This is a genomic window from Companilactobacillus futsaii JCM 17355, from assembly GCF_001435505.1.
Taxonomy (GTDB): Bacteria; Bacillota; Bacilli; order Lactobacillales; family Lactobacillaceae; genus Companilactobacillus; species Companilactobacillus futsaii.
This window is the reverse complement of sequence record NZ_AZDO01000023.1, coordinates 42,806-61,366: the sequence shown is the minus strand read 5'-3', so window position 1 is coordinate 61,366 and position 18,561 is coordinate 42,806. Positions and strand designations below refer to the sequence as shown.

The 18,561-nt window shown below is 35.9% G+C and carries 17 protein-coding genes; 4 read left to right on the top strand and 13 right to left on the bottom strand.

The annotated features are described in order from the left end of the window. Nucleotides 1-5: 5 nt before the first annotated feature. Both FC88_RS02925 and FC88_RS02920 read right to left on the bottom strand, forming a co-directional pair. Entirely contained in the window at nt 6-707 is a 702-nt protein-coding gene (locus FC88_RS02925) for an NAD-dependent protein deacylase (protein ID WP_057812636.1), read from the bottom strand. Between the two features lie 23 nt (nt 708-730). Next, complete coding sequence (locus FC88_RS02920; protein ID WP_057812609.1) at nt 731-1,687, bottom strand: hypothetical protein; 957 nt, start codon at nt 1,685-1,687, stop codon at nt 731-733. A gap of 31 nt (nt 1,688-1,718) precedes the next feature. On the opposite strand from FC88_RS02920, the gene FC88_RS02915 reads away from it, so the two are divergent. Next, nucleotides 1,719-2,222: a YbhB/YbcL family Raf kinase inhibitor-like protein gene (locus FC88_RS02915; RefSeq protein WP_057812607.1), complete on the top strand. Its 504-nt coding sequence runs from the start codon at nt 1,719-1,721 to the stop codon at nt 2,220-2,222. On the opposite strand, the gene FC88_RS02910 is transcribed toward FC88_RS02915, so the two are convergent. Beyond that, a complete protein-coding gene (locus FC88_RS02910; RefSeq protein WP_235526892.1) occupies nt 2,223-3,161 on the bottom strand; it encodes a Ppx/GppA phosphatase family protein in 939 nt (312 codons plus the stop codon). It lies immediately after the preceding gene. Between the two features lie 530 nt (nt 3,162-3,691). Between FC88_RS02910 and FC88_RS02905 the strand changes: the two genes are divergently transcribed. Beyond that, a complete protein-coding gene (locus FC88_RS02905; RefSeq protein WP_057812605.1) occupies nt 3,692-4,513 on the top strand; it encodes a 2-keto-4-pentenoate hydratase in 822 nt (273 codons plus the stop codon). Nucleotides 4,514-4,552: 39 nt separating this feature from the next. On the opposite strand, the gene FC88_RS02900 is transcribed toward FC88_RS02905, so the two are convergent. From FC88_RS02900 to trpS, 8 genes are all read right to left on the bottom strand, one after another. Next, nucleotides 4,553-5,326, bottom strand: a complete 774-nt coding sequence (locus tag FC88_RS02900) for an ABC transporter permease (RefSeq protein WP_057812604.1) — start codon at nt 5,324-5,326, stop codon at nt 4,553-4,555. After that, nucleotides 5,319-5,963 carry an ABC transporter ATP-binding protein gene (locus tag FC88_RS02895; RefSeq protein ID WP_057812603.1) on the bottom strand — a complete coding sequence of 215 codons (645 nt, stop codon included), beginning with the start codon at nt 5,961-5,963 and terminating at the stop codon, nt 5,319-5,321. The genes FC88_RS02900 and FC88_RS02895 overlap by 8 nt, the downstream gene beginning before the upstream one ends. A gap of 365 nt (nt 5,964-6,328) precedes the next feature. Next, the gene (locus FC88_RS02890) at nt 6,329-7,810 is read right to left on the bottom strand and encodes a peptidoglycan-binding protein (RefSeq protein ID WP_057812601.1); all 1,482 of its coding nucleotides are present in this window, start codon (nt 7,808-7,810) and stop codon (nt 6,329-6,331) included. Nucleotides 7,811-7,821: 11 nt separating this feature from the next. Then, nucleotides 7,822-9,039, bottom strand: a complete 1,218-nt coding sequence (locus FC88_RS02885) for a C39 family peptidase (RefSeq protein ID WP_057812599.1) — start codon at nt 9,037-9,039, stop codon at nt 7,822-7,824. A gap of 213 nt (nt 9,040-9,252) precedes the next feature. Next, nucleotides 9,253-9,981: a DUF4811 domain-containing protein gene (locus FC88_RS02880; protein ID WP_057812597.1), complete on the bottom strand. Its 729-nt coding sequence runs from the start codon at nt 9,979-9,981 to the stop codon at nt 9,253-9,255. After that, entirely contained in the window at nt 9,981-11,474 is a 1,494-nt protein-coding gene (locus FC88_RS02875; RefSeq protein WP_057812595.1) for an MDR family MFS transporter, read from the bottom strand. Before FC88_RS02875 ends, FC88_RS02880 begins: the two co-directional genes overlap by 1 nt. Before the next feature lie 24 nt (nt 11,475-11,498). Next, complete coding sequence (locus tag FC88_RS02870; RefSeq protein ID WP_057812593.1) at nt 11,499-11,936, bottom strand: MarR family winged helix-turn-helix transcriptional regulator; 438 nt, start codon at nt 11,934-11,936, stop codon at nt 11,499-11,501. Nucleotides 11,937-12,065: 129 nt separating this feature from the next. Then, nucleotides 12,066-13,082 carry a tryptophan--tRNA ligase gene (gene trpS, locus FC88_RS02865; RefSeq protein ID WP_057812591.1) on the bottom strand — a complete coding sequence of 339 codons (1,017 nt, stop codon included), beginning with the start codon at nt 13,080-13,082 and terminating at the stop codon, nt 12,066-12,068. A 325-nt stretch (nt 13,083-13,407) separates the two neighbouring features. Here trpS and helD point away from each other — a divergent pair, with 325 nt between their 5' ends. Beyond that, a complete protein-coding gene (helD, locus tag FC88_RS02860; RefSeq protein WP_057812589.1) occupies nt 13,408-15,681 on the top strand; it encodes an RNA polymerase recycling motor HelD in 2,274 nt (757 codons plus the stop codon). Between the two features lie 62 nt (nt 15,682-15,743). On the opposite strand, the gene FC88_RS02855 is transcribed toward helD, so the two are convergent. Then, entirely contained in the window at nt 15,744-16,271 is a 528-nt protein-coding gene (locus tag FC88_RS02855) for a GNAT family N-acetyltransferase (RefSeq protein WP_057812587.1), read from the bottom strand. 192 nt (nt 16,272-16,463) lie between these two features. Further along, a complete protein-coding gene (locus tag FC88_RS02850) occupies nt 16,464-17,129 on the bottom strand; it encodes a CPBP family glutamic-type intramembrane protease (RefSeq protein WP_057812585.1) in 666 nt (221 codons plus the stop codon). A gap of 347 nt (nt 17,130-17,476) precedes the next feature. Between FC88_RS02850 and FC88_RS02845 the strand changes: the two genes are divergently transcribed. Beyond that, nucleotides 17,477-18,550, top strand: a complete 1,074-nt coding sequence (locus FC88_RS02845) for an acyltransferase (protein ID WP_057812583.1) — start codon at nt 17,477-17,479, stop codon at nt 18,548-18,550. Nucleotides 18,551-18,561 lie beyond the last annotated feature (11 nt).

The window sequence follows — 18,561 nt, the reverse complement described above, 5'->3', positions numbered from 1 at the left end:
TTATTTTATATTTGTGAAAAAACGTTCGTGGCATCGTCAGCGATAGCCAGAATTGATGAATCGATATCTAAATCTTCTTTATTGATGACAACCAATTTAGCTTTTGGTGAACTGTATTCTAATAATCCCGCAAAGGGATAAACCTTAAAACTAGTACCCACAACTACTAATAGGTCAGCTTTTTGAACCATTAAAGCCGCATTTTGAAAATTGTCAGGATTGATATTCTCGCCATATAAAACTGTTGTTCCAGGACGAATAATACCATTATCTTCATGGTGTCTAAAATCTTTTAAATAATCATGATAATCAAATTGTTTTCCACACGTTAAGCAATGAATATTATCGTATAAATTACCATGAAATTCCACGACATTTTTTGTGCCCGCTTTCGTGTGCAATTTGTCGACGTTTTGAGTAACGATGGCACCTTTTTGATTACTGATCTCGGCCATTTTTTGATGAATGATATTAGGTTTAGCATCCGGGAAATACATATTGTGAACAACGAAATCATGAAAAACATCCGGATGTTTGATCAGATTATCGTGACTCAACATGTATTCTGGTGGAAAATTGTACTTTTCCCGTTTATAGAGTCCATTTTTTGAACGATAATCAGGAATTCCTGATGGTACGGAAATTCCAGCACCAGTGAGAAAAGTTACGAATTTTGCTTGTTTTAATAACGTTTTAAACTCTTCGATTTTATCGATCATAAATTTTACCCCTATCTAATTAAATATTTGATACCCTCTTTTTCAAATACTTCTTGAACTGTGTATTGGTAAAATGCTTTGTAAAATTCAGGTGTTACTTTATTTGGATCCAAATTTAACGTTGCCACGCCTTGACCATCATTGATAGCAATCAAAACAAAACCATCTCGACCAGTAGCACGGTTTTTATATTCAGAATGTTTGATTTGATAAACTTGATTGAGTGACAAACGCAATTGACGTTTAGAAACGATTGGTGTGACATTCAAGAAGGTATGGAAATGAAGACCTTGATAACCATTAGAAATAATAATTTCATTGTAGGCATCTAGACAGTTAACTAATGCACGACGAAATTGGAAAGGAACTGATAAATCATTTTTTTCAGCTATATCGACCAACTGACTAGCGTATTTAAATGACTTAGGAAAGTTATCCTTCCAGTCAGCGTCCTTTTGATGCTCACCAAAGATAATTCCATCAAACATAACTAAAGTACGATAAAAACGCATGTTAGCTAAATCCATGGATACTCTTGGACGAAGAGCTATATCGATTCCTTTGATAAATTCTTGTTTGATTTCGTCAGTATAAGTACCATCTTCTTTTTGACGTTGTAAAACAGTAACGTGTTCCAAAGTTTCAAAAACTGAATTGGCAACCATCAAAACTTGTCCATCACGGTCTTTTTGGCCACTAGTAACGGCACAGTCGATTTCTGGCTCATCTGATAGTTCTAATTCAATGTGGTGCAATTCGTGTGCTAAGACGAAATCAGCATACTTTTCATTAGTAATAACAACTTTGATTGTTTCATTTTTAGTCGTGTGACTAGCTTGATCCAAAGTTAAATAATCTTGTTGTGTATAATCAGAAAAAATTTCGATTTTTTTATTATAATCTTGCTCTATTTTTTCAACCTGATTTACAATATTCTCAGGTAGTTCATTAATATTTATTTGTTTCATTATCAATACCTCATATAAAGGAGATTTTTGCATGGAAATAAAAGTTGACTTACCAAACAACCTATTACCAGACAAATACGGTAAATATGCGAACCCTCAAGCAATAAAAAATGGGAAACCGGTTATCAGTTTCCCAATTAAGTTATCAGACATACCAGCAGATGCCAAAACTATTGCTTTAACCTTTACCGATCCTGATTCAATCCCTGTCTGTGGTTTTGAATGGATTCACTGGACTGCTGCAAATATTCCTGTTACTCAAGAAATCACTGAAGATTTCAGTCAAACAGCTACAGCTCCAGTTGTCCAAGGTAAGAATAGTTCTGCCAGTCCCTTACTCGACGGTCCTAAAGACGTGGCCACGGGTTATAACGGACCTTATCCACCAGACCAAACCCATGATTATGTACTCAAGGTGTTTGCTCTAGACGACAATCTTGATTTGGAAAATGGTTTCTGGATGAATGAATTGTTACACAAAATGGATGGTCATATTTTAAGCAGTGCTCAACAAACCATTCCTAGTCGTGCATAATTAATTTTCTTGAAGATTCATCTTGTGAAAATAATTAAATACATAGCCTTCTCTAACGCCAAAATTCGAAAAGCGGATTTGCTTAGAGGGGCTCTTTTTTATAATTTCTGAGATTATTAAAATCCCGCCCAAAATAACTTCATATCTGCCATCGCTGAGTTCCTTGATCTGACTACGTTCTTCCAAAGAAGTATGTATCAATTTATCAAACAGCTCATCAATTTGCTCACATGAAATTACTGAATTATGTAAGTTCTTTTTGTTTTTACCTTCACGGTTCAAGATACTTGTGACAGCTCGCAAGGTTCCTCCGAGGCCAACGAAAGTAGCTGGAGTTTTCATCCAATGCAAGTCTTCTAAACGTCGACTAATATCTTGTCTTGCCTTTGTTAATTGTTCTTTTTTTATTGGATCACTCGACAAATACAAGTCCGAAATTGAAATAGCGCCAATCGGAATACTTAGTCCATATTTTAGACGCCCTTTTTTAGCTAAACTGATTTCACTACTTCCGCCACCAACATCAACGATCAATGCATCTTTAATCCGCATCGTACTTCGAACGGCCACATAATCATAATAGGCTTCTTCTTTTTCATTGATGATATCTAATTGTAATCCGGTTTCTTTTAGAACAGCAAAGATCAATTGATCTTGATTCTTGGCCATTCTTACTGCGGCAGTGGCAATCAAGCTTGTTCTATCAACTTGATAGCGTTCAATTCGGTCTTGAAATTCCTTTAAAACATCAATTGTTTCTTCAATCTGATCATTAGTCAAAAGTCGACTCTGTGTGATCGATTTTCCAAGTCTAACAGGCTCACGCCAACGATCCAAAGTTTTAAAACGATTCTTTTTTGAAGATTTATACACTGATGTTCTTATGGAGTTAGACCCAATTTCAATAACTGCTAACTTCAAATCTACATCACATCCCATTGTACCAATTATATAAAAAAATTGCTCCATATAGTAGGTCTAATTGCAGAAAGCTACAAAATTAAATTATTTTAATCTTTTTTTAATTTAATTGTTGACATTATTTTAAAATGGGTTTAAATTACTTTCAACAATTAATTTAATAAAAAACGTTTAGCAGGAAACGAGTCGATCGACTTGATTCAGAAAGTTATCGGTTGATGCGAGATAATATCAAAAGATTGATTCAATCACCTGTTAGTTGCGATTCAAAAGGTTTATCCGAGTAGAAAAAGCTGGTTGCACCCATTAACGTGCCGACAAATTATTCATTAGTTTGTGCAAGGTGATATTAGTAATAATATTACGAATAAAAGGTGGTAACACGCGGTAAACGTCCTTTGATGATCTTAGTCATCAGAGGGCGTTTTTTGTTAAATTAAAATTCAAAAAAGTGAGGTGGTTCCAAATGGAAAGCGATATTAGTGGCATTAATAACGATTCTCAGATTCAGATTAAATTAAAAAATAAAATTCATGGAGGAACCACCTATGACACAAAATACAACTACAACTACAACTCAAACTACTACTTTAACTTATGATCAAAAGGAATTTGCAAATGAATTAGCAGAAGCACTTCAATCTAAAAAGCCTTTATTAGAAGACGACTGGACTAATTTGGTCACCGATGAAAATTCAGCCTATCAAGTTCAGGATGTCTTTACCGATTTGAAAGATGATTCTGTCGGTGGATACAAGGTTTCACTGACTAGCAAACAGACTCAAGATATGTTTGATTCAAACGAACCGTTGTACGGAGCTGAAATGACCAACAATTTTTTGAAATCCACTGCAGTAGTCTCGTTAAAGAGCCTAATGGAACCCCTAGTAGAAGTCGAATTGTGCTTCCGAGCTAAAGAGGACCTCTTGCCTACAGATTCCTTAGAAGACTTGCTGGAAAAAACTACCGTAGCACCGGCCTTGGAAGTTCCCGACTCTCGATTCAGCAATTGGTTCCCTAGCTTGTCCAAATACATGGTCATGTCAGATGGGGCTGTCAGCGGTCTAGTCGTTTATGGAGATGAAAAAGACACCAAGACACTAGGGTCAGTTGAAACTCTAGCAAACGTCTCCGCCACCCTTTTTCACGATCAAGAAAATTTAAAATCTGGTAAATCTTCAGAAGTTCTCGATAATCCTTTGAAGTCTTTGCAGTGGTTGGTAAAGAAGCTAGATTCTCAAGGAAAACGACTATTAAGGGGGCAACGAGTATCTTCTGGAACTTTTGTCCTACCACCATCACTAACTAAAGGAACCTGGCGAGCTGATTTTGACAATGGCTTGGGGAGCGTTAACTTACAAGTAAATTAAGTATCAAAAAAACGTATATCGAAAATGATATACGTTTTTTTACGAAATTAACTCGTTTCGCAATTGTTTTCTTTCGTTGAAGAACTGTTTATAAGCCAAATAACAAGAAATAATTGAACCCAAACCTGTCGATGCCAAGAGCATGAAAGTTACTATGATTTGATATTTAATGGCTTTGACTGGATCAACCCCAGCAAAAATCAAACCAGACATCATCCCTGGCAAACTAACTAATCCTAATGTCTTGATAGAATCAATCGTTGGTTGCATACCGCTTCTGATACTATCTCGTAAAATATCTAGACAAGCCATTTTGATGTCAGCACCCAAAGCTAATTTTTCTAAAACTTGTTGATGACGATCAGTAAAGGTTTGCATCATATTGCGATAGCAAAGACCAATAGCAACCATGATATTACTGGCAATCATTCCCGTAACTGGCACAATTTGTTCTGGTACGAATTTGATGGAACCAGTCCACACTAACGTTCCTAATGTAATAACTGTCCCAACTGAAATTGCTAGTAAAGATGACTGAAAAGCCTTGGGAATTCCATTACCACGCTTACCTGCATTCCACGAAGCATTGATAACGATGATCACAAAGCAGGCCCCAGTTAACCAAATATCATCAGCCTTGATAACAAATTTCAAAACGTACCCAACAATCGATAGTTGCACGATTGCCCGGACAACACCAATTAAAATATCTTTATTAATATGTAATTTTTCGACATAACCTATAACTAATGCTACTAAAACTAGGACAAAACCTAGGGCTAAAGTTGAATTAGAAACCGTTAAATTAGTCATTTACTAGTTCCCCTTTTCTAATAGAAATTTTATCGTCAGCCACTTCTATTTCAGTTTCATCGTGCGTTACTCGTAAAATCGTTAATCCACGTTGATTGAATTGATTTAACATCTTATGCACAATCTCTTTGTTCTCAGCATCCAATCCAGCTGTAACTTCATCAGTTATCAACACTTCAGGTGGAAAAAGTAAATTACGTAACAAAGCAATCCGTTGTTTTTCCCCACCAGACACATCATTGACACTCTTGTCGATATAAGTTTCGTCCAAATTGACCATCTTCAAATAATCGATAATTTTTGCTTCATCAACTTCTTTTTTACGAACTTCAAATGGAAACGCCAAATTCTCTCTAACAGTTTTTCCAAATAAAGTCGGTTGTTGAAAAGCATACGAAACCTTTTGACGATACAAAATTGGGTCATAAGTTTCGATTGATTTGCCATCAAAGATCACATCCCCAGAAGTTGAACTGATCATCGAGGCCAAAATACGCATCAACGTACTTTTTCCACTCCCTGATGGTCCAACGACGGTAATGTATTTACCTTTTTGAATATCTAAATTTATATCTTTTAAAATTGTTGTTTCGTTCACCTTATAAAAAAGATGCTTAACTTGAAATATTTTTTCCACAATCCCACCTCAATCCTCATAACATTATCTCTAAGAAATCCCTTAGTTACTAGCAATTAGCTTACAAAAAAATCTTTATTAGGGCAATTGATTCTTAAGTTAGATTAAGATGCTGTCGGCCTTTTTGCATGTTTATTCTAAATAATTCAAAATCAAAAAATAGCATCTATTCAGAAGAAGGATTATCGCAGTGCGACCATGATCTGAATAGATGCTTTTTTTCGTTTGATTGTATAAAAATATAAGACAACTCTCTAGTCCGGAATAGCAAAGGCTCCAAGTCGTGCCCACATTGTTCCAGCCAAATTTGCTTTGCTATGGAGGACGGAATACTAAATCCAACTTAATAATTCAAACAAAACCTATTAAGCAAAGACACGTTTTACTCCGGCAATGTTTCCACGACCTGAATAGATTGAGTGAACTTGTACTGCATATGGCCATGATTCAATCATTGTTGATGGATCCAATAAAATACCAACGTGCCATAACATACCACTTGATGGGTCTGTGAAGAAGATCAAATCTCCTCTTTGACGTTGATTAAAGTTAACGTGTGGAATTCTAACGTCATTCCAGTACATTTGACAATTCCACTCGTTACCTGGTTGAGCATGTTGGATTGATGAGATTGGAGCCGAATCGATACCTGAAGCATAAAGAGCTTGGGTAACTAATCCAGAACAATCAACACCATAATCAGGAGAACTGGAAGCACCTGAGATCCAAGGTTGACCCAAGTATCTGTAAGCTTCATTGATCATTGCTTCAATATGGTCTGATCTAGAACTTGTGATATTAGTTCTTAATGGGGCAACATATGAGTCGATTCCATACCAGCTGGTTTCTGTGAAGCCCATAGCTTTCCAAGTATTCAAATCAACGATACCCGTAACAGGAAGGCCATTTCTTGATTGTAAACTTCTTACACTGTTAGCAACATTGCCATCATAAATTGTGTGAGCATTTGAGTAACCAAAATACTTTCTAACTAACCAAGTTTTGATTCCTTCAACGCCGTTGTACAAAGGATAACCTACATTACCAACTGGTTTGATTTGTTCATCATGAATTTGAAGCCAGCCATTTGGATTTTGGTAAGCGGGTGTTGTTGTAGCATCGTCGCTATTGATCCAGACGTTAGTGGCAATTTGATAGAATGTTTTACCGTTGGCATTATCAGTACGATTGTATTTCCAAACTGAATTACCTTTAAAGTTAGGTTGGCCTGATCTAGCAAAGCCAGTGTCATTACGTCTGTAATTTACGGCACCATATGGTTGTACACGAACGATTCCATCAGCAGCACTGCCGTATGACAACGTAACATTTTGACCATCAGCAAATTCATTGGTAGCAACACGATAGTAAGTTCCACCGTTATAGGCCATTCTTTGGTCTGTATACCAAGGAGTATTAGGACCTAAAGCACGGTTAGTCAACTTTTGACCATCTTGTGTATAAAGGTAAGTAATTTGATCTCCCGTAGTTACAACACCTTTGATTTGAGTAATATTTGATGTTGTACTGTCAGCTTGTGTTGTTGTCTTTGCAGCTGGTTGAGCATCTTCTGTTACAGCATCATTAACAACTGGTGTTTGTGTTTGATCTGTTGTTTGTGTTTGATTAACGGTTTGGTTTTGATCAGCAGCTTGTGTTGCCTCTGGTGAAGTTTCTTGTGTACTTGCCTGTGTAGTTACTTCTTGTGTAGCTTGAGCAACTGGCTGTTGAACATTTTCAACTGGAGTATCAGTTGTTGTATCAGCTTTTACATTTTGTTGCGTAGTCACAGCCAACATTGCTAGTGCAAAACTGCAGACAAAAAACATTTTTGATTTTTTATTCATTTTTCTATCCCCTAATAACTTATTGCACGTCTATTTTGTGTATTCCAATTATTGATAAATTGCGTAATCCCCATTTGCAAAGTTTGGTCAGTCCAACAATCATTGTAATAAACATAATTGCTGTCATAACCAGTAACTACCAAAGCATGATATGGAAATCCATAAAGTGTATTCCAAGTAACGACTGGGTGTCCAATATTAATTTGATATTTAATCGCATCAAAATTTTGACCGGTCAAATTCTTAGCGGTTCCAGCATACTTTTCAACCAAACGCATCAAAGCAGGTGGAAAAATCGTAATTCCCGTTCCATCCCAAGGTTGACCAATATAGCCATAATTAGGATTACTGCTACGTGGCATTTCTCTTGCCATTTGCATCTTATCGACATTAGCTCCAGCATATTGCAACATCATCGTTACAGCGGTGATTTCACAACCATTAGGAAGTTCAGGTCTTTGAGCAATCAAAGGTACACCCGAAATCCAATCGGCTTCTTTGTAATTGCCATTATTAATGACGACATAATCTTGTGGAACCCAAGTGTCAGAACTAATTTGATACCACTCTTTACCACCAATATTAGCGTGATTGTTTACTTTCCAACTCGTACCAGTATTTAAATCATTGCCTTCATAAACAGCACGATTGCCATAACCCTTGAAGGAATGAATACTAGAACCTGATTGATAAACTACCGTAGCATTCCCCGAATATGGCTGAACGTATGATTTATAAGTACCGTCTTTTGCATTAGCGTATTCATTAGTTGCGACACGATAATAACTATTGCCATTATCTAAAGTATGATAAGTGTCAGTATACCAGGCACTGTTGGCAGCTAAAGCTCGATTAGTCTCAACTGATCCATCGGCATAATATAAAGGAATGAATACACTATTATTTACCGTATAAACACCATCAATTTGTTTATCAGAAGCAATTTGACTATTAGCTTGAGTAGTCTGGGTATTACTCTGACTATTTCTTTGACTCGTTGTTGATTCTTTTGGAGTCGTTGTCTGTGGTGCTTTTGTCTGGTCTAGTGCGTTATTAACTGGCTTATCATTTACCGAACCATCATTTACTGAATTAGTTTGGTTCGTAACGTTTTGACTAACATTTTTCTCTTGATTTGCATCGACTTGGTCAGCTTTAACAACCGTGGTTGAGAGTAAACAACTAGAGGCCAAAATCGCGGCATAGAGCATTTTCCTATTTAATCCCATAACATTCCCCTTTCTAGGAATAATTATGGAATAGTTGCAATTATTAATCAATATGAAAATAAGAAATATACTTATGAAAACATTTTATTATTCTTTCATAAATTGAATTAATGTATCAATGAAGATAAAAAAATAAATCAATTCATCAAAAAAGCACAAATTCCATTACAGAATTTGTGCTTTTGAATTACTTTCATGAGTGATAAAAAATCACTATTTATTTTTAATTTCTTGGATCAATTTGGCTTGAGCCTGAGCTTGAAATGCTTGTTGAGCTTGTTTAGTTACTTGCTTTTGTTGAGCAGTTGTCATAGCAGGGTTTTGAGTCATAGCTTTAGTAACTTCTGCTTTGACATAAGCTTCAGCTTCTTGTTTCATTTGAGCCTTGAAAGATTTACTACTCATTTTCTTTTGCAATTGTTTAGCTTGAGTTGTTGTCAATACTAACCAATCATTGCCAACTTTAAAGGTATTTGTTTGTTTAACGAATTCCTTGTTGTTGTCAGAGATTCCAAATAGGAATGAATAGAAACCGTTCTTGTATTCCCAACGAGTTGTCTTCTTTGTTACTGTGGCATTTTTATAATTGCCAGTTTTAACAACATTTTTGACATGAGAATCTGCTTTAGTTGTTTGAGGTTTCTTAGCTTTAGCAGTTTCAGGGGTACGGTAAATATAAACATTTTCTTTACCATTAGTACCTAATTTTTTCTCAAGCAATAAGTTAGTATCTTTTTGAACAGATTGGATTTGATAAGTCTTCTCAGAAGTTACCTTTTCCATTCCAAAATGGCCATATTCATTTGAAATCAACATAACCAAAGAGATTAGGAACAGGGCAATAAAAGTGAAAGACAAACCATAACCAACTTTTTTATTTTGTAAAAAGACAGCAAAGAAATAAGCTAATCCTGCAAAAATTAAAATTGAGATTAAAATCATTAAGCTTCACCTGCCATTTCTGTCTTCTTTAGTTCTACTTCTTTTGACTTAGAACTGCTCTTGACCATGAATGTGATCAAGAAACCAATTAAACAAAAGACGATCGCTACGGCAAAGGCAGCATGATAACCACTCAAAGTAGCATCATAGAACTTATCTTGATAGTGAAGTGGAGCGGCTGATAAGAGTGACTTACCAGGTTTTAGATTGTTGGTTACATTAGTCAAGACACTGATCAAAATAGCTGTACCCATTGAACTGAAGACTTGGCGAACTGTATTATTTACAGCAGTACCATGACTCATTAAGTTGAATGGCAAAGCATTCATACCATCAGTTGTAACAGGCATCAAGACCATTGAAATACCAAACATACGAATCATGTAAAGAATTACGATATCTAACACTGGTGTACTCTTAGTTAAGAATAGGAAAGGAATCGTTCCGGCTGTTAACAAGAACATACCCATTCTAGCTAAATCTTTAGGGCCATACTTATCAAAAGCATTACCAGTAATAGGACTCATAACACCGATCATCAAAGCACCTGGCAGTAATGTCAATCCGGAATGGAAAGCTGACATGCCTTTAACGATTTGTAAGTATAGTGGTAGAACCATTTCAACACCAACCATGGCCATATTGGTAACTGATGACAAAGCGGCAGCGATGGCGAATTTCTTTTCCTTAAACACACGTAATTCCAAGAATGGCTTGTCCATATGTAATTGACGATAGCCAAACAATAAAATAAAGATAACACCGACTATGATTGAAACAATAACGATTGGTGAACCCCAACCTTCATCACCAACTGATGAGAATCCATAAAGGATGGCTCCGAAACCAAGCGTTGATTCAATCAATGATAAAACATCCAATTTAGTACGATGTGTTTGAATAACTGGACGCATGAAGAAAAATGCTAAAATCAAAACTAAGATGACGATTGGAATAATCATTCCAAAAAGTGCACGCCAACTAAAATTATCAATGATGAAACCTGAAAGTGTAGGTCCAATAGCTGGAGCTAATCCGATAACTAGACCACCCAACCCCATGGCAGCACCACGTTTGTTAGCTGGGAATATAGATAGCATAACTACCTGCATCAAAGGCATGGTAATACCAACACCGATAGCTTGAATCAAACGACCTGCTAGGATAACCCAGAAAGTCGGAGCCACGAAGGCCATAATAGTACCGACTAAGAAAGTCGACATTGCAACAATGTACAAAATCTTTGTACTAAAGTTATTACTTAACCAAGCGGTAACAGGAATCATAATTCCGTTGACCATCAAGAATCCAGTTGTTAACCATTGGACATCAGATGTCGTTACGTTAAATTCTTTCATCAGAGTTGGAAAAGCAGTAGTTAAAATTGTACCGTTTAAAACCGTACAAAAGGTACCCACAAGAAGAACTAAAACTAATAAATTACGGTTAAAAGTCTTCCCATGTGCGTCAACAATTGGTTTATTGCTCGCCATAATAACAAAATCCTCTTCTCTTTTTTAATTTGACTCAATTTTGATATTATCTAAATTTTTATAGACTTTTATCAAAATTTTCTCTAATTGTGTTTGTTCCTCAGAAGTTATGTCTTTAAAAATCGCATCATTACCCTTATGAAAAGCTTTACGGACTTCATCATAAAGCTTCTGTCCTGCGTCAGTAATGGTTACGATTTTCTTACGACGATTATTGGGGTCTGGTTGTCGAGAGACAAAACCACGATCCTCAAGTTTTTTTAAGGCTCTGGCGATGCTAGCACCGTCAAATAATGTAATTTCACCGATTTTATCTTGGCTGCACTCTTTCTTTTTGTACACGATGCCCAAGAGGATACTTTCAAAAGTATTCAGATCCTCTTCTTTTAAATATTTAGCAGCAATTCGCTTCTTGACCATCGAATATCGCATCACGAATCCAACCAAATTATAATCGTCCATTAACTCACCTCATTTTTTCAAAAAAAACTTTTAATATTTTAGAACAAAAAATATGCTACACCCGACTCTTGATAAAATCAAGAGTTAAGCATAGCATTTTTCTGTAAAAACGTTTTTAATTTTCAGAAACTAGTCGAAATAGTTGACTCCAATAGCTTTTCTAACTTCAGATAAAGTTTGGTTAGCAACAATATTGGCATTGTCGCTACCCTTTTTAAGGATGTCATAAACACCAGGAATATCTTTTTCGTATTCAGCACGACGATTACGGATTGGTTCAAGGATTTCTTGCAAAACATCATTTAGATAACGTTTAACTTTAACATCACCTAAACCACCAGCTTGATATTGTTCCTTTAATTGAGCAATCTTTTCTGTATCAGTACCAAAAGCATCTAAGTAAGTAAAGACAGTGTTGCCTTCGATTTTACCAGGGTCTTCAACGTGAACGTGATCTGGATCAGTGTACATTGACATAACTTTCTTAGTAACTTCGTCAGCTGAATCAGATAGATAAATACAATTGCCTAACGATTTACTCATCTTAGCATTACCATCGATACCAGGTAGACGACCTTGTCCTTTAGGTGGGAAATAGCCTTCTGGTTCAACTAAAGTATCAACGTTATATGTATTATTGAAAGTACGAACGATTTCACGTGCTTGTTCTATCATTGGTTCTTGGTCATCGCCAACTGGAACTGTATCAGCCTTAAAAGCAGTAATATCAGCAGTTTGGCTAACTGGATAAGTTAAGAATCCGGCAGGAATACTTTGACCGAAACTCTTTTGTTTGATTTCTGTTTTAACAGTGGGATTTCTTTCCAAACGTGAAACTGAAACTAAATCCAAGTAATACATCGTTAATTCATTCAAAGCAGGGATTTGTGATTGTACTAAAATATTAGTTTTAGCAGGATCGATTCCAACTGAGAGATAATCCAAAGCAACTTGAATCAAGCTATTACGGACTTTTTGAGGATCACGAGCATTGTCAGTCAAAGCTTGCATATCAGCAATCATGATAAACATCTTGTACTTACCTTCATTTTGAAGCTTAACGCGATTTTTCAATGAACCTAAATAATGTCCAATGTGTAATTTCCCTGTGGGACGATCTCCAGTTAAAATAGTATTTGTTTTCATGTTTTCCTCCTGAATTAATTAATGCACAAAGATTTTTCTGGTGGTATAATGGCTCTCCACAATAAAAAAAGCGTCCTATTATCTTAAATAATAGGACGCAAAAACGTGGTGCCACCTGTCTTGTAGATTACTCTACCACTCGAAGTTATAAGGTGACTAACCATACCCACTTCCTAACTCAAGGTCGATAACTTTTGCAGCCATGAAGTTATTCTCTGAACCAACTTACTTGAATTAGTACTAAAAAATGCTTATGCTTTAATGTACTCTAATTGCTATTAGCATAATTAAAAATCGACAAATTGTCAACGTGAGAGGGATTTTAATGACGATTAATCAATCAAAAGATGAAGAACAACAAAGAGTCAATTCGGTTGCTGAAAAAATCGACAACAAGATCAAACGAGTTGACCAAAGTATTGCCCAAGCTCATCAAGAAACTCATCGTATTTATCGCAATTACGGTGAAAATACCAAAGTTAATACCTTTGAAGTCGACGACCAAATGGAAACCAATGCCTCTGTTCAACAACAAAAGCAATTGGTTGCCTTGGCAGTTGAAAATGAAAATATTTTAAACGCCAACCGTCTCAAATTAGAAAACCTCCAAGGTTCACCTTATTTTGGACGAATTGATATCGTCGAAGATGGCGAAGAAGATACCCTTTATATTGGTACTTCTACTTTGCAAGACGATGACGGTAATTTCTTAATTTATGACTGGCGTGCTCCAATTTCAGGAATTTACTACAACGGGATGCTCGGCAAAGTCCATTATCAAACTCCCAATGGTAAAGCTGAAGTAGATTTAAAAAAGAAACGCCAATTTCAAATTGTTAAAAATCATATTCGAAATATGTTCGATACTAATGAAACTGTTGGGGACGAAATTCTCCAATCTGTCTTGAGTGAATACAGCGATGAATATTTAAAGAACATCGTCGCCACAATTCAGCACGAGCAAAATGCAATTATCCGTGATACCCGCTCTGACGTTTTATTGGTTCAGGGTGTCGCTGGATCTGGTAAAACTTCCGCTATCTTGCAACGAGTGGCCTACTTGCTTTATCACAGTCGTTCGACGATGAACGCCGACAATATTGTTTTGTTCTCACCTAATAAATTATTCAGTAATTACATCTCTGAAGTCTTGCCTAGTTTAGGTGAACGAAATATGCGTCAAGTTACATTGAATGAATTTATTTCCCTACGTTTGACCGGGGTTCAAGTAGAAACTTTATTTGAACGTTATGAAAAAGATGAACGTAATTTGCCAGAGTCAACTGTTAAAATGCGTCTTTATAAAGAAAGTGGCGACTTCTTAGATAAGTTAGCTGAACTTGAAGAAGATCACCCAGAACATATTTTGCATTTTGAAGATATTATCTTTGAAGGCAAACCTTTCTTTACTAAAGCTGAAATGGCTGAAATTTATGATTCTATCAATCACGCTTACCATATTAACGATCGTTTCTTAAAGACAAAAAACACTCTGATCAAACGTCTTCAAAGACGAATCCACGAGGATCGTAACGAAGATTGGGTTCAAGCTGAAATCGATAATTTGTCTGATGAAGATTTCCAACAAATAATCACTGACCACAACATTGAAGAATCAACTAATCAACGTGAAATCATTGCCGAAGAGTTTTTGAAGGAACGTTATGCACCAATTTATAACGCCCTCATCAACGACTATTTCTTTAATCCTTACAAAGAATATCTCTTCTTACTCAACGAAATGGATCAAAACTTAGTTTCTGACAGTGTTTGGCAAACCATGATCGAAGCTATCGACGACAACATTGAATCTCACAAACTAAATCTCAGTGATTCAATTGCTATCCTTTATTTACGCGATATCGTAACTGACGGTGGTGTCAATCACTCGATCCAACACATTTTCATTGATGAAGTTCAAGATTATACAATGGCTCAACTTAAATACATCGCCCATGCTTTTCCAAATGCTAAGATGACTTTGTTAGGCGACCGGGCTCAAGATGTTTTGACTAGTTCCTATCGTCAAAAAGACCTTGTAACTGAAGTCAACGAATTATTTAGTAAAAAACGCATTAACACTATTACGCTAAACCAAAGTTATCGTTCCACTGCGGAAATAACTAACTTTGCTACTAAACTCTTGCCAAATGGTGAAGAAATCAAAGCCTTCTCTCGCCAAGGTGAAGATCCAGTCATTAAAGTCTTTGATGATGACGATTATTACCAAGGTTTGAAAGAAACCGCCAAAGAACTCAACAAGAAATACGAAACAGTCGCTATTTTGACACGTAACCAAGCTCAAGCTGAACAAATTTACACTCACTTCAGTGATGAATCGATTATTACTTTAGTTGATGCTGACTTTCGTTCGATTCCAAAGGGAATTCTAGTCTTGCCAATTTACTTAGCTAAGGGACTAGAATTCGATGCTGTAATCGGTCATGATGTCTCAGCCAAAAATTATCCTGACAGTCGCAGTACTGATGTTCTTTATACTATCTGTACTCGAGCCATGCACAGTTTGACTTTATGTGTCGACAGCACAGTTTCACCATTGTTAAGTAATGAATCTTCAGATTTAATTTCTGAACAATAACTAAAAAACTCCAATGAAATATCCCTACGTGGGTATCTCATTGGAGTTTTTGTCATTCCTAGCTATTTTACCAATCCGTACAACAATGCATCGTGATATTTCCCAGCTGAATAAATTTCATCCTTCAAAGTTCCTTCAAGCTGAAAGCCAACCTTTTTAGCAACTGCATTACTAGCAGGATTAACTTCTTCTGCCATAAGTTTAATCTTGTGTAAACCTAGTTCATCGAAGCCAATTTCTAATAACCTTTTCAGGCAATCAGTCATGATGCCTTTACCTTGGAATTCTCCTCCTAGCCAATAGCCAACTTCAGCACGCTTATTATCAAGATCGATATTGTGCAAATCTATCATACCGACTGGGTGCCCGTTGATCCAAATACTGGCATTCCAGAGATTCTTTGAAGCCATGCGATCCTGACAATATTCCAGAAAAGCTCGTTCACTGGCAACGGATTTGGTCGACTCACCCCAAGGCATAAATTTAGCTAATTGAGGCCTGGTTTTCTCGATTTGTTCATAAAGACTCTCTGCATCTTTAGGATCAACAATTTTCAATTTAACATTTTCTCGAACTAACCATTCCTGCATGCTGTCACCCTCATTTATTTTTTGTCTTCATTGTACACAATTTTTTGAGCCCAACGGTGACAACATCAACCTATTTTTTTATTTAAAATCAGGATTGACCAGAATTGCTTTAGATACTTCGTTACTGATAGTCCCCACTAAAAAAAGCCTAATGCCATAGTTTCAAACTACGACATTAGACTTAATCGGTATTTAAATAATAATTGTTCCTACTGCTGCACTAACCATAGCTACAAAGATGGCTATCTTTTCATCCTTAGTGTACAAGTATGTCAAAGCATAGCACCAACCTAGGGCCATCATCATGAAGAATTGCAACAAGGAGCCAGGTAAACTAATCAATCCACCAATAACTCCACTCAACAGAATTCCCATAATGGCACTGTATGCTGAACTCTTTCTAAAGAAATAATTAAAGAAAAATCCAGTCTGTACTAATTGCTGTTGAATCGTTATGACAAAAACATTTGCAACCATATTAAAGACGAAAACGCTCTGCTCAGCACTTGAAACATCATCGTTAGCAAATTTGGGTAATTTACCAGTAATCTGCAAATAACTGACCATGATCCGCATCAAGCAAACCAAAATTATCATTAAACTGACCAATCCAGCATTAGATAATAACGAATACACGAAACCATCTGCTGTATCGGAAAACGATTTTTCTTCTCGAATATATTTTCTAATCATCAAAAATAGCGTAATTAATCCAACGACAAAGAAGGCTATCATGATTGGCATATCCAATCCTTTGCTATTTGCCGCATTATTTTTCAACATCAATGTTACGATGGAAAATGCTATCCATATTAAATATCTGACAAAATCTGTTCCTGGAGATTCTCCTACGCGCATAATAACTTCTTCCAATCAATAATTTTACTTTGTCATTATATCATACGCCAATACTTCATTTTCTTCCTGTTTTCAACTATTATTAATAGAGTATTTAGATTTGGTATTAGATGTAGATACCGTCGTCCGTTCGGCCCTGGAAAACGCTGGAACGCTGTGGGCACGACTAGATAGTGGATTTTAACCATATTTCAATTAAATGGGAAATAGTACAAGTATTTAATTAACTTTAATTTAAAGCTATCAAACTAAAGAATTGAAATCTAGTCGCCAACGCTCCAACCAACCACAGAGATTTTACGAGCGACAGCATCTTAACCAAACCTGCATTTGGAGGGATTTTTTTTATGAATAAAAGCCATCGGATTTTTTATTTAGACTTTATCCGTGTTATTGCCATTCTCTTAGTGGTCTTTATCCATGTTTCTGCTATTGATACTACTTTGAACGTTGGCAGTGGACAATGGCAGATCACTAAAATTTTAAATTATTTTGCTCACATCAGTGTACCAGTCTTCTTTATGATTTCTGGATCACTCTTGCTCAATAGTAAAAAAACGACTTCTTTAAGTTATACTTGGAAAAAAAGAATCCCACACGTGGCTATTCCATTTATCATGTGGTCAGTTATATCACCTATTGTTGTTGGAATTTATGCACATTCATTATCTTTTAAAAACGTAATGAGCGTTGTTAAAACTATTCTTTATCAACCAACTTCCCCAACGCTTTGGTTTATGTATCCACTCGTTGGAATTTATATTCTTTCTCCAGTGATCAGGACTTTTGTTGAACAAGCTTCTAACGAAATGTTGATTTATGTTACAGGGATCTGGTTAGTTACTTGTTCACTCTTACCATCCCTTGCTGTAATGTTGCCTAAAGATTACTCAAAAATCTTAACTTTATCGCCAGTAGCTAGTTTTTTCTTAGTTGGAGGTTTCACAGGATACTTTATCCTTGGTTACTTATTAACAAAAATAAAAATTGAAAAAACTAATAATCTTGTTTTAATTGCCATTTTCTTAATTGCTGGTTTAGGCGGTAATTTCATTTCTGAAGCTGTACCTAGAATTTTTGATAGCAATAATGGCTACTATGTAACTTCAATCTACATTCCTATCATGTCAGTCGCTGCTTTTATACTTCTACAAAAATGGGGCAGTAAAATCAAATCTAAGATTACAATTAAAACTTTTGAATTCTTATCACCACTAGTGTTCGGAGTTTACTTGATTCACAATTTATTAATTCTTTTCATCGAACCTTGGTTCATGAATCACATTGCTATTGGTGGATTGGCTGCTACTTTCTTAAGATATATCGTTGTCTTAATTTTATCGATCATCATCATTTGGATATTAAATTGGATTCCCGGTATCAATTACTTGTTAACTGGTAATTCTAAAAAACGCAAATAAAACCTTCACGA

Excerpts from the sequence above, each read along its gene's own strand:
- FC88_RS02910 (WP_235526892.1), bottom strand. The coding sequence starts at position 3,161 with ATGGGATGTGATGTAGATTTGAAGTTAGCAGTTATTGAAATTGGGTCT.
- trpS (WP_057812591.1), bottom strand. The coding sequence starts at position 13,082 with ATGAAAACAAATACTATTTTAACTGGAGATCGTCCCACAGGGAAATTA.
- FC88_RS02900 (WP_057812604.1), bottom strand. The coding sequence starts at position 5,326 with ATGACTAATTTAACGGTTTCTAATTCAACTTTAGCCCTAGGTTTTGTC.
- FC88_RS02920 (WP_057812609.1), bottom strand. The coding sequence starts at position 1,687 with ATGAAACAAATAAATATTAATGAACTACCTGAGAATATTGTAAATCAG.
- FC88_RS02885 (WP_057812599.1), bottom strand. The coding sequence starts at position 9,039 with ATGGGATTAAATAGGAAAATGCTCTATGCCGCGATTTTGGCCTCTAGT.
- FC88_RS02915 (WP_057812607.1), top strand. The coding sequence starts at position 1,719 with ATGGAAATAAAAGTTGACTTACCAAACAACCTATTACCAGACAAATAC.
- FC88_RS02870 (WP_057812593.1), bottom strand. The coding sequence starts at position 11,936 with ATGGACGATTATAATTTGGTTGGATTCGTGATGCGATATTCGATGGTC.
- FC88_RS02845 (WP_057812583.1), top strand. The coding sequence starts at position 17,477 with ATGAATAAAAGCCATCGGATTTTTTATTTAGACTTTATCCGTGTTATT.
- FC88_RS02855 (WP_057812587.1), bottom strand. The coding sequence starts at position 16,271 with ATGCAGGAATGGTTAGTTCGAGAAAATGTTAAATTGAAAATTGTTGAT.
- FC88_RS02890 (WP_057812601.1), bottom strand. The coding sequence starts at position 7,810 with ATGAATAAAAAATCAAAAATGTTTTTTGTCTGCAGTTTTGCACTAGCA.
- FC88_RS02850 (WP_057812585.1), bottom strand. The coding sequence starts at position 17,129 with ATGCGCGTAGGAGAATCTCCAGGAACAGATTTTGTCAGATATTTAATA.
- FC88_RS02905 (WP_057812605.1), top strand. The coding sequence starts at position 3,692 with ATGACACAAAATACAACTACAACTACAACTCAAACTACTACTTTAACT.
- helD (WP_057812589.1), top strand. The coding sequence starts at position 13,408 with ATGACGATTAATCAATCAAAAGATGAAGAACAACAAAGAGTCAATTCG.
- FC88_RS02880 (WP_057812597.1), bottom strand. The coding sequence starts at position 9,981 with ATGATTTTAATCTCAATTTTAATTTTTGCAGGATTAGCTTATTTCTTT.
- FC88_RS02875 (WP_057812595.1), bottom strand. The coding sequence starts at position 11,474 with ATGGCGAGCAATAAACCAATTGTTGACGCACATGGGAAGACTTTTAAC.